General features: G+C 71.3%; 11 protein-coding genes. 5 read left to right on the top strand and 6 right to left on the bottom strand.

What is annotated here, in order from left to right; all coding sequences use genetic code 11:
* The first annotated feature begins 34 nt into the window (after nt 1–34).
* Entirely contained in the window at nt 35–1,426 is a 1,392-nt protein-coding gene (locus ACFCV8_RS11005) for a uracil-xanthine permease family protein (RefSeq protein ID WP_376685001.1), read from the top strand.
* Nucleotides 1,427–1,477: 51 nt separating this feature from the next.
* Here the strand turns inward: ACFCV8_RS11005 and ACFCV8_RS11000 are convergent, their stop codons facing one another.
* From ACFCV8_RS11000 to ACFCV8_RS10975, 6 genes are all read right to left on the bottom strand, one after another.
* Complete coding sequence (locus ACFCV8_RS11000) at nt 1,478–2,410, bottom strand: GNAT family N-acetyltransferase (RefSeq protein WP_376685000.1); 933 nt, start codon at nt 2,408–2,410, stop codon at nt 1,478–1,480.
* On the bottom strand, nt 2,407–4,563 hold the full coding sequence (locus ACFCV8_RS10995) for a peptidase C14 (protein ID WP_376684999.1): 2,157 nt from the start codon (nt 4,561–4,563) through the stop codon (nt 2,407–2,409). Before ACFCV8_RS10995 ends, ACFCV8_RS11000 begins: the two co-directional genes overlap by 4 nt.
* 62 nt (nt 4,564–4,625) lie before the next feature.
* Complete coding sequence (locus tag ACFCV8_RS10990; RefSeq protein WP_376684998.1) at nt 4,626–5,465, bottom strand: SDR family NAD(P)-dependent oxidoreductase; 840 nt, start codon at nt 5,463–5,465, stop codon at nt 4,626–4,628.
* A gap of 157 nt (nt 5,466–5,622) precedes the next feature.
* Nucleotides 5,623–6,468 (bottom strand): amidohydrolase family protein, encoded by an 846-nt coding sequence (locus tag ACFCV8_RS10985; protein ID WP_376684997.1) that lies wholly within the window; start codon nt 6,466–6,468, stop codon nt 5,623–5,625.
* The gene (locus ACFCV8_RS10980) at nt 6,465–7,652 is read right to left on the bottom strand and encodes a mandelate racemase/muconate lactonizing enzyme family protein (RefSeq protein WP_376684996.1); all 1,188 of its coding nucleotides are present in this window, start codon (nt 7,650–7,652) and stop codon (nt 6,465–6,467) included. The genes ACFCV8_RS10985 and ACFCV8_RS10980 overlap by 4 nt, the downstream gene beginning before the upstream one ends.
* On the bottom strand, nt 7,652–9,022 hold the full coding sequence (locus tag ACFCV8_RS10975; protein ID WP_376684995.1) for an aspartate aminotransferase family protein: 1,371 nt from the start codon (nt 9,020–9,022) through the stop codon (nt 7,652–7,654). The genes ACFCV8_RS10980 and ACFCV8_RS10975 overlap by 1 nt, the downstream gene beginning before the upstream one ends.
* 295 nt (nt 9,023–9,317) lie before the next feature.
* Between ACFCV8_RS10975 and ACFCV8_RS10970 the strand changes: the two genes are divergently transcribed.
* The 4 genes from ACFCV8_RS10970 to ACFCV8_RS10955 all read left to right on the top strand — a co-directional run bounded on the left by ACFCV8_RS10970 (nt 9,318) and on the right by ACFCV8_RS10955 (nt 15,127).
* Complete coding sequence (locus ACFCV8_RS10970) at nt 9,318–10,175, top strand: IclR family transcriptional regulator (RefSeq protein ID WP_376684994.1); 858 nt, start codon at nt 9,318–9,320, stop codon at nt 10,173–10,175.
* Between the two features lie 208 nt (nt 10,176–10,383).
* Complete coding sequence (locus ACFCV8_RS10965; RefSeq protein WP_376684993.1) at nt 10,384–12,540, top strand: peptidase C14; 2,157 nt, start codon at nt 10,384–10,386, stop codon at nt 12,538–12,540.
* A 29-nt stretch (nt 12,541–12,569) separates the two neighbouring features.
* Nucleotides 12,570–13,826 carry a Gfo/Idh/MocA family protein gene (locus ACFCV8_RS10960; protein WP_376684992.1) on the top strand — a complete coding sequence of 419 codons (1,257 nt, stop codon included), beginning with the start codon at nt 12,570–12,572 and terminating at the stop codon, nt 13,824–13,826.
* A 47-nt stretch (nt 13,827–13,873) separates the two neighbouring features.
* A complete protein-coding gene (locus ACFCV8_RS10955) occupies nt 13,874–15,127 on the top strand; it encodes an extracellular solute-binding protein (RefSeq protein ID WP_376684991.1) in 1,254 nt (417 codons plus the stop codon).
* The last annotated feature ends 11 nt before the right edge of the window (nt 15,128–15,138 follow it).

The raw sequence follows: 15,138 nt of genomic DNA, 5'->3' as shown, positions 1-15,138 counted from the left end.
CCGGCTCCGCACCTACACCATTCAGGGAGCGACCATGGGCCTCGGCGTGCGCTGGACCTTGCACGGCGACGGGAAGACCCCCGCGCCGGGGGCCGTGGTACGGCCCGACGAACGGCTCTCGTGGCCGCGTACGTTCGGGCTCGGTGCCCAGCACGTGGTCGCGATGTTCGGCGCGTCGTTCGTCGCCCCGGTCCTGATGGGTCTGGACCCGAACCTGGCGATCATGATGTCGGGTGTCGCGACGGCCATCTTCCTGCTGGCCACGCGCGGCCAGGTGCCCAGCTACCTGGGCTGTTCGCTCTCCTTCGTCGGGGTCGCGGCGACCATCCGGGCGAGCGGCGGCAGCAGCGCCACGGTCACCGGCGCGGTCTTCGCCGTCGGTGTGGTGCTCTTCCTGGCGGGTCTGGCCGTGCAGCGCTTCGGCGCCCGGATCATCCACGCGGCCATGCCGCCGGTCGTGACCGGCGCGGTCGTGATGCTGATCGGCTTCAACCTGGCGCCGGTGACCGCGTCGACCTACTGGCCGCAGGACCAGTGGACGGCCCTGCTGGTGATGCTGTTCACCGGATTGGCCGTAGTGTGCCTGCGCGGTTTCTTCTCACGCATCGCGATCTTCCTCGGCCTGGTCTTCGGGTACGCGCTGTCCTGGGTCCTCGACCGGGTCTTCGGCAAGATCCACTCCCCGGCCGGCGGTGCCGAGGCGGTGGACCACTGGCGGCTGGACCTGTCCGGGGTCGCCAAGGCGGACTGGATCGGACTGCCCTCCTTCCACGCGCCGAGCTTCGAGTGGTCGGCGATCCTGGTCGCGCTGCCGGTGGTCATCGCGCTGATCGCGGAGAACGCCGGGCACGTGAAGGCGGTCGGTGAGATGACCGGCGCCTCGCTGGACGACAAGCTCGGCACCGCGATCGCCGCCGACGGCGCCGCGTCGATGCTGTCGACCGCGGTGGGCGGCCCGCCGAACACCACGTACTCGGAGAACATCGGCGTCATGGCCGCGACCCGGGTCTACTCCACCGCCGCGTACTGGGCCGCCGCCTGCTTCGCCCTGCTCTTCGGCCTCTGCCCGAAGTTCGGCGCGGTCGTCGCCGCCATCCCGGGCGGGGTGCTCGGCGGCATCACCGTCATCCTCTACGGCATGATCGGCCTGCTCGGTGCCCAGATCTGGCTGAACGCCAAGGTCGACCTGCGCAACCCGCTCAACCTGGTGCCGGCCGCCGCGGGCATCATCATCGGCGTCGGCGGCGTCAGCCTGAAGATCACCGACAATTTCGAGCTGAGCGGGATCGCGCTGGGCACCATCGTCGTGATCACCGGCTACCACGTGCTGCGCGCCTTCGCCCCGGCGCACCTCAAGACCCAGGAGCCCCTGCTGGACTCCGGCACCTCGGCGTACGACTCGGAGTCGGCCAAGGACGCGGACTGACGCGGGGGCCGTGTCCGTCGGACACGGCCCCCGGGTCGCGGGCGGGGCGTCTCAGAAGCAGTCGCCGTACCAGTGCACCGCGCCGGGCGCGGTGACCGTGGCGCGGACGGCCGCGGGCGCGGCGAGGAGCGGGCGGGCCATGCCCACGTGCTCCGTGGTGCGCCGGGCGTCCGCCAGCAGGCGGGGCAGCGCCCCGGTGACGGCGGGTTCGTCGGGCAGCCGCACCCGGGCCCGGCCGGTCCCCGCCGCGCGGCCCCGCTCCCCGGCGGCGGCCAGCAGCTCGCCCAGGCACTCCGGGGCGCCCGCGAACTCCCGCACCTCCAGCCACTCCCCCTCGGGCCGGGCCACCAGCCACCCGGCGAGCTCCCCGGTCCGGGGGTCCTCGGCCACCAGCGTCCCGTCGAGCGGGCCGTACCAGGCGGGCACCCGCACCGCCCAGTCCCCGGGCGCCCGCACCGTGCTGAGCGGCCGGTCCGCGTTGTACGCCCGGTGCAGCTCGGCCACCCGCGGGGCGTCGGGCCCGGCGGCCGCGCGGACCCGGAACTCCCCGGCGGCGGGGACCGGTGCGAGCCGGCCCTCGAAGCACACGCTGGGGAACTCCTCCCATCCCGAACCCCGGTAGACCCCGGGGGTCCCGGTGAACAGCAGGGACCAGGCGCAGCCCTCGGCCCGCATGGCGCGCTCCGCCGCCGCGAGCAGCAGCCGCACCAACCCCCGCCCCCGCGCCTCGGGGCGGGTGGCCACGCTGCCGATGCCGCCGACCCGGCGCGGGACGCCGTCGGCGTCGCGGATCGTCCTCGGTACGTGGACGACGACGGCGTCGATCACGCCCTCCTCACGGCCCGGCACGACGAAGGTGTGCCGGTGGCGGTCCGGGTCCAGGGCGTGCAGGGCGGTGATCTGCGGGGCGTCGAAGCACCGCCGCCACAGGTCGGCCAGCGCCGGTTCGTCGGCCGGGACGGCGGTGCGGACGGCGGCGGTCACAGGATCAGGTTCCCTTCCGTCCGGGCCGCCCCGCCGTTCTCCGGCATCGCCACGCGCTTCGTGCCGTCCTCCACGCAGGCGGTGTGCAGGGCCGAGGCGAGGGCGCCGGGGGCGAGGTGGAGGGTGCCGCCGGTGAAGCGGTTGCCGGTCGCCAGGTAGTGGTTCATGCCGTCGGCGATGCGGATGTGGGCGGTGCCGGACCCGGCGGTGCTGCTGATCCCGGTGAGGTCCCAGGTCACCTCTCCCGGACCGGCCGCGCGGCCGAGGAGCGCCCCCGCCTTGTTGCGGCCGGTCAGCCGGGCTCCGCCGGTGACGGTGATCCGCTGATCGCGTACGGCGCTGAGCTCGATGCCGGTGTTCTCGTAACGCCCGCCGTCGATTCTGAGGTCCGCCGAGCCGACCGAGAGCGGGGCGGCGTCCTCGGTCCCGGTGACGGTGCAGTCGGTGAGGCGGACCGGCCCCGCCCCGCGCAGCACCACGCCGTCGACGCCGGTGAAGGTGCAGCGCACGAAGTGGACGGGGGCGGTGACCGGGGTCTGCACGAGCACGGCGCCCGCGGGGAGTCCGAAGGAGCAGTCGCTGACGGTGGTCGGCCGGGTGGAGCGGGCGGAGCGCTGGGCGACGGCGAAGGTCTTCGCGGTGCAGCCGCGCAGCTGGGCCCCGTCGGCGTTGACGGTGAGGGTTCCGGCCTGGTCGAAGGTGGGGCGGGCGATCACCGTGACGTCCTCCAGGGTCAGGTCGGTGATCTTGGTGTTGGCGGTGAACCAGGAGCAGACGTGTCGGCGTACGGTGATCCGTTTGGCCGAGATACCCCACTGGGCGCCGGAGTTGGCGATGTCCATCAGTCCGGAGTTGCCGTCGAAGAGCAGGTCGTGCTCGTACTGCCCGTGCGTGGTGAAGGGGTTGCCGCCCGCGTCGTCGCCGTCGCCGTGACAGTTCACGACGGTGCAGTAGGCGGAGGCGGTGAGGTCGTTGAGGTGGCGCACATTGCTGGTGGTGCAGTCGGCGACGCGCCCGTACAGGCAGTAGATCTGCTGGGTGAGGTACCCGGCGCCGCCGTACTCGACGGTGGGCGGGTTCTTCAGGGAGCAGTCCTCGGTACGGAAGCGGGTGCACCAGCGGCGCATGACGACCGGCCAGAAGGTGCCGGTGGCGTGGATGCCGGAGACGTCGCAGCCCACCGCGTACTCGAAGCTGACCGGGTGCGAGCCGGTGTACTCGTCGGGGCCCGCGCCCTCGAAGGCCATGTTGCGGACGTGGGTGTCGCGGACGGGTTCGACGCGGGTCCAGGTCAGGGTGCGGCCCGCGGCGAGTTCCCAGCCGTTGAGGTAGCCGATCCGGATGTGCGTCGCGTCGATGATCTCGGTGATCTCGACGAGCTTCTGCAGTTCGCGTTCGTCGCGCCCGCCGCCCTCGACCGGGGCGACCTGGACGGTCCACCACTGGCCGACCCGGAAGGCGGTGGCGTCGGGCACCGGGAAGGTGTCGGTCAGCTCGATGACCTTGGCGGCGAGCGGGTGGCTGACGGTGGTGTCGGTGACGGTGCCGCGGAAGGAGAGGACGGCGCCGAAGGGGTTGTCGTGGGTGTTCTTCTCGATGTTCTCGGTGCGTATGCGGTGGCCGCCGAAGTCGAGTTCGATGTTCGAGCGGTCGAAGAGGTGGCGTCTGGTGAAGAGGAGGTCGGTGTGGGCTTCGATGCGGTGGACGCTCTTGTCGTTGATCATGGCGTCGAGGGCGTCGTCGGCGGGGGTCTTGTCGTCGAGGTGGCCGAAGGTGCGGAAGTCGAGGGTGCCGTGGTGGAGCTGGTGCCAGCGGCCGGTTGCGGGCTTCGTGGCGGGGGTGATGACGGTGCCGCCGTTGTGGGCGGCCTTGGAGGCGGGGTGCCAGCGCAGGGCCATGGCGCCGCCGTCGTGCGGGGTACGGTACCCGGCGACCAGGACCTGGGTGCCGTCGGCGAAGGGTTTGGTGTTCAGGGCGCGCAGTTCGGCGACGGTGTCGACGTTCAGGACGTCACCGGTGCGTCCGGGTGCGGCCTGCGCGCCGGTGGTGGCCACGGCCGAACCGGCCAGGACCAGCCCGGCCAGCCCCGAGGCCCGCAGCAGATTCCGACGCGACGAAGGGGCGGGAGAGGGGGACGCGGCGTTGACGGACATGACGGAGGAGCTCCTCGCGTTGTCGGTGCGTGCTCGGTGGGACCGCGGCCGGCCGGTCGCGGTCAGAGGGTGTTGCGGTACGGCGGCATGAACCGCATGCGCGGCATCTGGTCGGCCAGCACTCCGCCGTCGACGACGATCCGCGCCCCGGTGAGGTAGGCCCCGGCGTCCGAGGCGAGCAGCAGCAGCGCGCCGACGCACTCCTCGGGCCGGGCGTACCGGCCGAGCGGGATGCGCTCGCGGTACGCGGCCTCGAACGCCTCCCGGTCGAAGGGGAACTCGCCGTCGATGGGCGTCTCGACCATGCCGGGGGCCAGGGTGTTGGCGGTGATGCCGTGCGGGGCGAGTTCGACCGCAAGGGTCTCGGTGAGGAGCTGGGCGGCGGCCTTGGAGGCGTTGTAGTGGGCCAGCCCGGCCTCCGCCACCAGGGCGTTCTTCGAGGTGATGGTGATGATGCGGCCCGCGACCGCGTCGGCCGTCATGTGCTCGGCGACGCGCTGGCTGAGGAAGAAGACCGCGTCGACGTTGACCCGCATGATGTGCGACCAGCTCGCGGGGGTGATCTCGTTGAAGCGTTCCAGCGCCGCCGTGCCCGCGTTGTTGACCAGGATGTGCAGCGGGCCCGCCTCGGCTCGCACGGTGTCGACGAGGCCGGGCAGCGCCTCGACGTCGGCGAGGTCCTGCCCGTACGTACGGCAGGTGCGGCCGAGCGCCTCGATCTCCGCCGCGGTCGCGTCGATGCCCTCGGCGCCGGGCAGGTCGACGAGGACCAGATCGGCGCCCGCCTCGGCGAGGCCGACGGCGAAGGAGCGGCCGAGCCCGCGGGCGGCGCCGGTGACGACCGCGGTACGGCCGGTCAGATCGAAGCGGTCGGTTCCGCGGGGCGGGACGGCTGCGGCCATGGCGGGGCTTCCTTAGAGGTGCGGAGGGGTGGTGCGGGTCCGGACCGCCGCGCGGGGGGACACAGGGGTGATGGCGCGGCGGCCCGGTGGCCGGCACGGTACGGGCACCAGGGGGATTGGGCCCGGCACCGTGCCGGCGGTTGGTGGAACGGCCGGTTCAGCCGTTCAGGCCCAGCAGGTCCAGCGAGGGCCGGTGGATGATCTCCTCCACCGCGTCCGCGTCGAGCGGCGGCAGCCCGGGGATGCCGGGGATGCGGGCGATCTCCCGCAGCCCCTTCACCGAGTCGTCGACCGTCGTGAACGGGTAGTCGCTGCCGAACATCAGCTTGTGGAAGACCCCGTAGTCCTGGACCAGCCGGAGGCTGTGCCAGAGCTGGAAGGGCCGGTAGTGCAGGGCGCTGATGTCGGCGTACACGTGCGGGTGCTTGCGGATGACCGCGATGCACTCGCCCTCGAAGGGGTGGCCGAGGTGGGCGAGGACCATCCGCAGCTCCGGGTGGCGGATGGCGACCGCGTCCAGGTGGCGGGGCATCGCCCATTCCAGGGGCGCGGTCGACACGAAGGTGGTGCCGGTGTGCACCAGGAGCGGCAGCCCGTTGCGTTCGGCGTACGTGTACAGCTCGTCGTACTCCTCGGCGGCCGGGTCGAAGCCCGCGTACATCGGCATCAGTTTGATGCCGCGCAGGCCCAGTTCCTGGTGGCCGTAGCGGAGTTCGTCCTGCCAGCCGGGCTGGGTGGGGTCGAGCGAGAGATAGCCGATGAGCCGGTCCGGGTGGGCTCCGACGTACGAGGCCACGGCGGCGTCGTCGACCCAGAGGCCGCTGCGCCGCGCCTTGCCGCCGACCACGACGGTGCGGGTGCCCTCGGGGGCGGTGGCCGCGTACTCCTCCCACTTCACCGTCAGGTCGACCTCGCCCGCGTGGGCGCGGGCGGAGTCGGACCGGAAGGGGTCGGTGAAGTCGTGGCTGTGCCGGAAGAGGTGGGAGTGGACGTCGACGATCATGTGCGGTTCCGCTTCTCCCAGCCGTCCGCGAACATGTTCCAGAAACGGTGGCTGGGCGGGTGCTCCTCGAAGACCTCGTCGACCAGCTCGACGCCGAGACCGGGTGCGGTCGGCAGGCCGATGTGGCCGTCGGTGATCGGCAGGGTGCCCTTGAGGGCGTCGAAGACGTAGTCCTCCAGGAGCCCGTCGAAGGTCTCCAGGATCTTGAAGTTGGGGATGCCGAGCGTCGCGTGCACCGAGACGGTGGTGCACAGCGGCGAGTTGGAGTTGTGCGGGGCCACGAGCATGCCGTGGGTGTCGGCGATCGCGGCGAGCTTGCGCACCTCGGTGAAGCCGCCCGCCATGGAGAGGTCGGGCTGGATGATGTCGACGGCGTTGGTCGCGAAGAGCTGCTTGTACTCGTAGCGGTTGTGGAAGTGCTCGCCGCCGGAGATCGGGAACGCGGCACGCTGCCGCAGCTCCGCGTAGCGCTCGATGTGGGTCCAGGGCATCGGCTCCTCGAACCAGCCGATGTCGAAGGGCTCCAGCTCGCGCACCAGGCGGGCGGCGGTCGGCATCGCGAAGCGGGCGTGGCCCTCGATGAAGAGGTCGACGTCCGGTCCGATGGCCTCGCGGACGGCGGCGACGAGGTCGACGGAGCGGCGCAGTTCGGCGCGCTCCAGCTCGTGCAGGCCGGGTCCGAAGGGGTCGAACTTGAGGGCGGTGAAGCCCTTGGCGACGGTCTCCTTCGCCTTGGCGGCGAAGATCTCCGGCTCGCGTTCGCCGGTGTACCAGCCATTCGCGTAGACCCGGACCTCGTCGCGGCAGGCGCCGCCGGTCAGCCGGTAGGCGGGGACGCCGAGCGCCTTGCCCATCAGGTCGTACATGGCCTGGTCGAGGCCGGACAGGGCGATGCCGCCCATGTCGCCGCCGCGCAGGAAGTCGCCCTGGTAGACCCGGAGCCACAGCTCCTCGATGTCGAAGGGGTCGGCGCCGATCAGGTGGCGGCGGGCGATCGCCTCGGTGAGGTCGCAGACCTCGCGGACCCGGTAGGGGTGGGTGATCTCGCCGATGCCGGACAGGCCCTCGTCGGTGTGGACCCGGACGTAGCCGAAGTCGCGCCAGGAGGTGCCGAGCATCAGGGTCTCGACCCGGGTGATGCGGCCGGCGGGGCCGGCGGGGCGGGTGCGGTTGACGGTGAGCATCAGCGGGTCGCCCCGCCCATGGTGGAGGCGTTCTCCAGGTCGCAGGCGCCGCCGTCGGCGAGCACGGCCCTCACCGCGGCCTCGGTGCCCTCGATCAGGCGGTCCACGTCGGCGTCGGTGTGGGCATAGCTGATGTGGCTGCGCTTGAGGTTGAGCGGCAGTTCGAACAGGCCGTGCTCCAGGAGCTTGCGGCGGTAGCCGACGAAGAGCGAGGCGTCGTTGGCCAGCAGGTCCGCGTAGGTGCGGGGGGCCTCGCCGGACATGAAGTAGCTGACGAAGACGGAGCCGTAGCCGGTGACGACGGCGGGGACGCCGAGGCGCTCGTACAGGCCGGTCAGCTCGGTGCGGACCCGCTCGCCGAGCCGGAAGACGTGCTCGTGGACCGGCTCCTCGCGCAGTTTGCGCAGGGTGGCGAGGGCGGCGGCGACCACGGAGGGGTGGCCGTTGTACGTACCGGCGAAGAAGGCGGGGGCGCCGGGGCGGGTGGAGAAGAGCTCCATCAGGTCGGCGCGGCCGCCGATCGCGCCGACGGGGGCGCCGTTGGCGATGGCCTTGCCGAGGGTGGTGAGGTCGGGGGTGACGCCGGAGATCTTCTGCCAGCCGCCGATGTCGTGGCGGAAGCCGGTGATGACCTCGTCGAAGATCAGGATGCTGCCGGCCCTGGTGGTCTCCTCGCGGAGCGTGGTGAGGAACTCCTGGTACGGCAGGAGCGCGCCGACGTTGTGCGGGACGGGTTCGACGATGACGGCGGCGATGTCGGAGCCGTGCTCGGCGAAGGCCCGGCGGACGGCCTCGCTGTCGTTGAACGGGAGGACGAGCGTGGCGTCGAGGACCTCGGGCAGGATGCCGGTGGAGATCGGGTCGTGGGCGCCGACCTTGTCGGGTGCGGAGATGACGTTGAGGCTGACCGCGTCGTGCCAGCCGTGGTAGCAGCCCTGGAACTTGACGACCAGGCGGCGTCCGGTGGCGGCGCGGGAGACGCGCAGCGCGTGGAAGGTGGCCTCGCTGCCGGTGCTGGTGAGCAGCACCTTCTCGATCGAGGGGATCAGTTCGGCGAGCTGTTCGGCCAGGACGATCTCGCCCTCGGTGACGCCGACGCCCATGTGGCCGAGGGTGGCTCCGGCCTCGGCGGTGGCGCGGGCCACGTCGGGGTCGTTGTGACCGAGCAGCGGCGGTCCGAACGCCGAGTGGAAGTCGGTGTACTCGCGTCCGTCGGCGGTACGGAACCGTGCGCCGTCGGTGCCGGTGACGACCAGGTCGGTCAGTCCGGGAACACTGCGCTGACCGCTGTTCACGCCGCCGGGTACGACCTGGCGGGCGCGTTCGGCGAGTCGGGCTCCGGATTCGTTGCCTGCCGGGCCTGAACTCATAATCGCTTGCTCCTTGCGTCGAGAGTCGTCGGTCTTCATGGGCCCTGCCCGGCCCGTGAGTCCCTGGCGCCATCCGCCCGGCAGTCGCCGCAGGAAGAGGGGGTGATCCGTGGTGCTTCAGGTGGTGCGTTTCGCTTTTTCCGAACACTGTTCTGTAGAGCAGAACAGTGCCTGGATATTACGTGCGGCTCCTGGGGCGGTCAATACCCCTTCGCCCGCGGAAGTCGCCGTTCTCGCGGTTCCTTCACAGGGAAAGGGCGCCCAGGCCCCCCGTAAGGCACTAGGCTGTTCGGCTATGACGAACAGTGCTGCCCCAGAAGAACCGAAGTACTGGGTCAAGAGCGTGGCCAGGGCAGCGGACATCCTCGAAGCGCTCGCCGCCCCCGCACAGGGGAACGGCCTGAGCGTCACGGAGGTGGGGCAGGCCTGCTCCATCTCCAAGAGCGCCGCCTTCGGCATGCTCCAGACCCTGCGCGCCTACGGACTCGTCTCGGACGACGGCGAGGGCATGAACCGCCGTTACCGGCTCGGGATGAGCCTGGCCCGGCTCGGCGACCGGGCCCGCTCCCAGGTGTCGCTGCGCGGGGTCGCCCACCCGGTCCTGCGCGAGCTGACCCGGAGCACGGGAATGGCCTCCCGGCTCGCCGTGCCCGAGGACGGCCACGCGGTCGTGGTGGACCAGGTCGAGCTCGACCAGCGCGTCCGGCTCGACCTGCGGATGGGCCAGCGCGAGCTGCCGCACTGCACGGGCCTGGGCAAGGCGCTGCTGTCCGCGGTGCCGCAGAGCGAGGCGGCGGCGGTGATCGAGCGGTTCGGGCTGCCCCGGCGCACCTCCCGCACGATCACGGACCCGGCGACCTTCCTGTCCCATCTGCGCGACATCGCCCGGGTCGGCTACGCCCTGGACGACGAGGAGGACGCCGAGGGCATCATCTGCATCGGCGCGCCCGTCTTCGACGACCGCTCGGTCTGCGCCGGGGCGGTCTCCATCACCGGCCTCAAGCTCGGTCTGCCGGCCTGGCGCTACCAGGAGCTGGGCGGCCAGGTGCGGGACGCGGCCCGCCGGATCAGCCTCGCGCTCGGCTGGGTCGACGACACGGAGGGCACCGAGCCCCTCGACGACGTACCGCATTCCGACGAAATCAGGCCTTGACCAAACCGCTTGGCCCACCGTAGGTTCCCTGCCAACCGAGGTGACATCCCACGGTCACCCGCTCTTTACCCCTTTCCGGCTGGTTCCGGCGCCTGCCCATCGCGCCGTGAACCATTGATGTCCGGACCCTTTTCAGCCATCCGCCTCATGGCAGTCCCCCGCAGGAACGCTCCCTCCCTTGCCGCACTTCTCGGAAGGCGAAGTCCGCATGAGCGTTCCGCACGACCCCTCCCCTGCTTCTGCTTCGTCCCGTCGGAATCTGCTGCGGGCCTCGGGGCTGGCCGGGCTGGTCCTGGCCGGTTCGGCCGTGGCCACCACCGCCGCGCAGGCCGCCCCCGCCCGTACCGGTGACGTCCTGAACGTCGACACCGTCGCCGAACTGCGCGCCCTGAACACCAAACCCTTCGCCGACGGCACCCAGGTCCTGGTCGCCGGATACCGCACCCCGCACGACGGCGGCGCCATGGCCCTGCGCTGGCACCCCGCCTCCAAGGCCGCCCACAACGGCGGCACCGTCATCACCCCCGCCACGAAGCCCGCAACCGGCCGCTGGCACCAGCTCCACCACGGCACCCTCGACTTCCGCACCTTCGGCCACCTCGACGACAAGACCCCCGCCGACGACGCCCTCGACGCCCTGATCAACGACAAGAGCGTCCACCGCATCGAGGCCCACACCGACCTCCTGTTCACCAGACGCCACCTCTTCGACCGCTCGAACATCGAACTCGACTTCGGCGGCCACCGCATACGCACCGAGAACATCGAGAAGAACACCCACGACAACCCCTTCGGCGCCGTCCTCTCCTTCCGCGGCACCGTCACCGACACCACCGTCGAGCACACCCTGGGTACGGCGATGCCGGACCTGTCGGACCTCTTCGAGGTCGGTGACTCCTCGAAGTTCGCGGTCGGCCAGTGGTGGGCGGTGGAGATCAACGCCCTGGCGGGGAAGTACGAGAAGGAGATCCAGCGGCTCGTCCAGGTCACCGATGTCGTCGACGGACAGCACATCCGGGTCAACTACCAGATCGGCTGGGACCTGGCCGCGGGCCGCACCCTGACCTGGACCCGCGTCGAGCCCGTCGACCGCGCCCACGTCCGCAACATGGTCTTCGAGGGCTGGGGCGACGACGAGATGACCGGCTCGCACCCGGTCGCCTACGAGTACGCCGTGCGCTGCGACGTCTCCGGAATCGAGGCGATCGGCACCTTCTGGCCGGTCGTGATGCGCCGCTGGTGCACGTACTACCGCACCGAGCAGTGCTCGCTGACCAACCCGAAGTCGGTCACCTACGGCGGCGCGGGCTACCTCACCCAGCAGATCTACTGCCTGTACGGGCACGTCGAGGACTGTCACACCTCCAACGCCCGCCACCTCAACGACTTCACGGCGTCCGCCTACTGCTACGTCACCAACTGCCACGGCGACGGCGACGACGAGGGCCCGTTCGTGACGCACGGCCAGTTCGAGCACGACCTGGTCTACACCGGGAACTCCGGGCTGATGACCTTCGCCAACTCCGGTGCCGCCTGGGGCGGCCGGGCGAAGCGGATCACCGTACGACGGCACGCCTGCTCCTGGTTCGTGGCCCGGGTCAAGATCACCGATCTGACCCTGGAGGACGTGCTGGTCATCGGCAAGAAGTCGCTGTCCGGCTCCGGGATGCTCTGGGTCAACGCCGACGGCGTCCAGATGCGCGGCTGCACGGCCACCGGCCCGCTGATCGTCTCGCGGGCCTCGGATCTGTCCGCCCGGCCCAATGTGATCGCGGACTCCTCGTTCGCCTTCGCGTCCGGCGCGGAGGTCACCCAGGCGAATGCGACCGCCCCGCTGACCATCCAGCGCTCCACACTGAAGGGCGTCGACGGCGCGGTGTTCAACGGCACCGGGCCGCTCGTCCTGGACCAGTGCGTGCTCACCGGCTCCAAGGACACCGCCCCCGTCTCCCTCAAGCACACCGACGTCACCGTGCTGGGCGGCGAACTCAACGACACCGGGCTCAAGCTGACGTCCGACAAGGACCAGCGGCTGCGCGTCGACGGCACCCGGCTGAAGGGCACCAACAAGGACGGCGCCCTGCTGTCCCGCACCGGCGCCGGACGCACCGTCGACTGGCAGCTGTCCGGCCTCGACTCGGCCGCCCCCAAGGGCACCGCCCATGTGCTGGTCACCGAGGGCACCAACCGCTACCGGGCCACCGGATCCACCTTCACCGGCGGACGGCTCGAACTGCGGCCCGCGGCCTTCACCGGAGGCGGCCACCTGCTGCACACCGGCTGTGTCGAGGACGGCACCGAGCGGACCGCGATGCCGGACGAGGGCGAGCGCGTCGCCCACAGCGCGGCCACGCTGCGCATCTGACTCACCCCTTCGAGCACCAGGGATTCCCCGTGTCCACGCATACCCCGATCACCGGCCGGCCCGTACGGGTCGCGCTCGTCGGCGCCGGCAACCGCGGTCTGACGTACGCCGAGTGGATCAAGGCGCACCCCGAGCGCGCCGAGCTCGTCGCCGTCGCGGACCCGCGCCCCGCCGCGCGGGCCGCCGCCGGTGCCCCCGTCGAGTTCGACGACTGGCGCCCGCTCGTCGAGAACCGGATCGCCGACGCCGTCGTCGTCGCCACCCAGGACCGCTTCCACGTGGAGCCGGTGCTGGCCCTGGCCGGGGCCGGGTACGCGATCCTCGCCGAGAAGCCCCTCGCCCCGACCGAGAAGGAGACCCGGCGGATCGTCGAGGGGGTGGAGCGGTCCGGGGTCCTGTTCGCGGTGTGCCACGTCATGCGGTACACCCCGTACACCGATCTGGTGAAGGAGGTCGTGGACTCCGGTGTGCTCGGGCAGCTGGTCTCCCTCGACCATCTGGAGCCGGTCGGCTGGTGGCACTACGCGCACAGCTACGTGCGCGGACCGTGGCGCAGCGAGAAGGACTCCTCCCCGATGCTGCTCGCCAAGTCCTGCCACGACCTGGACTGGATCACGTACGTGATGGGCGGCCGGATCGAGCAGGTGTCCAGTTTCGGCGGGCTGAAGCACTTCCGGCCGGAGAACGCCCCGGCCGGGTCCGCCGAACGCTGCCTCGACTGTGCGGTCGAGGACGGCTGCCCGTACAGCGCGCTGAAGCTGTACATGCCGACGCTGCGCGAGAAGGGCGCGGTCTGGCCGGTCACCCATGTCACCGAGGCGAAGGACGAGGCCGGTCTCGTCGAGGCGCTGCGCGAGGGCCCGTACGGGGTCTGCGCGTACCGGAGCGACAACGACGTGGTCGACCACCAGGTCCTGGCGATGCTGCTGTCCGGCGGGGTGACCGCGACCTTCCAGATGGTGGCGTTCACCGAGCAGACCCACCGCCAGACCCGGATCTTCGGCTCGCACGGCTGGCTGACCGGCGACGGCGAACGGGTCACGGTGCAGGACTTCCGGACCGGCGCCACCACCGTCCACGAACTCGGCGCGTCCGGTTCGAACGCGGCGGACGGGCACGGCGGCGGGGACGCCGCGCTCGTCGAGGCGTTCGTCACGGCCGTCGCCACCGGTGACGCCGGGGCGGTCCGGTCCGGCCCCGCCACCTCGCTCGGCAGCCATCTCGCGGCCTTCGCCGCCGAACGCGCCCGCCACACCGGCACCGTCCAGACGGTTCCGGCGCAGTGACTCCCCCTCTTCCCCGCCCCACCCTCACGTCCTCGGAGGACCCCCTCATGTCCCGTCTCCTCACCCGCCGTTCCAGAGTCCGCGCCGTCGCCGCCCCCGTGGTGGCCACCGCGCTCGCCGCCGGGGTGCTGGCCGGCTGTTCCAGCGACGGCGACGGCAACACCGTCACCATGTGGACCTACCCGGTCATCTTCGACGAGGCCAAGAACAAGGCCTACTGGGACGGTCTGGTCAAGGCCTTCGAGAAGGACCACGCGGGCGTGAAGGTGAAGGTGGAGACCTTCCCCTGGGCCAACCGCGACACCGCCCTGGCCACCGCGATCGCCTCCGGCAAGGGCCCGGACGCGGTCTACCTGATCCCCGACCAGCTGCCGAAGTACGCGAAGAACATCGTCCCGGCCGACGAGTACATGCCGGCCGACGCCAAGTCGGACTACACCGACTTCGCGCTGACCTCCGTCACCGCCGACGGCAAGGCGCTCGGCGTCCCGGTCCTGACCAGCGCCAACCCGCTGATCTGCGACAAGCGCGTGTTCGCCGCGATTGGCGAGAAGAACTACCCGACGAGCTGGGCGGACCTGGAGGCGCTGGCCCCGAAGCTGAAGGCGAAGGGCTACTACGCCACCAGCTACAGCGGCGACACCCAGCAGACCCTGAACTCGACGTTCTACCCGCTGCTGTGGCAGGCGGGCGGCGACGTCTTCTCCGAGGACGGCAAGACCGTCACCTTCAACGACGCGGCCGGCGTCAAGGCCCTGACGTACCTGAAGAAGCTCGTCGACGGCGGCTACACCGACAAGGACCTGGTCACCACCACGCCCAAGCTGGAGCAGACCCCGACCGCCAAGGGCAAGGTGGCCTGCACCTGGCAGAACACCCCGACCGACGTCGAGCCGTTCTGGGGCAAGGAGAACATCGTCGTCCAGCCGCCGCTGAAGGACGTCGAGTCGGTCGGCTACGGCACCGTCGGCGCGCTCTCGATGCTGAAGGGCGCCGACAAGAAGAACACCGGCGACTGGCTGAACTTCGTCGCCGAGGCGAAGAACGCCGCCGGTCTGGAGAAGGAGGCGGGCTACTTCCCGGCCCGCAAGTCCGCCGGCGACCTCTACCCCGGCAACGCACTCCAGGCGGCCGTCGGCGCCACCCTGCCGAGCATGACCGTGGGCCCGCTGCACGACAAGGCGCGCGAGGTCCAGGGCGTCCTCGCCCCGGAGATCCAGGCGGCGCTGCTGGGCAAGAAGAGCCCGCAGGAGGCGCTGAACGCCGCGCAGAAGGCCGCCCAGGCGATGCTCGGCCGCTAGAAGGCCGGTGC

The sequence above is a fragment of the Streptomyces sp. NPDC056347 genome, assembly GCF_042262625.1.
GTDB lineage: Bacteria > Actinomycetota > Actinomycetes > Streptomycetales > Streptomycetaceae > Streptomyces.
Note: the sequence above shows the minus strand (reverse complement) of the source record. Positions and strands in the feature narration are given on the sequence as shown.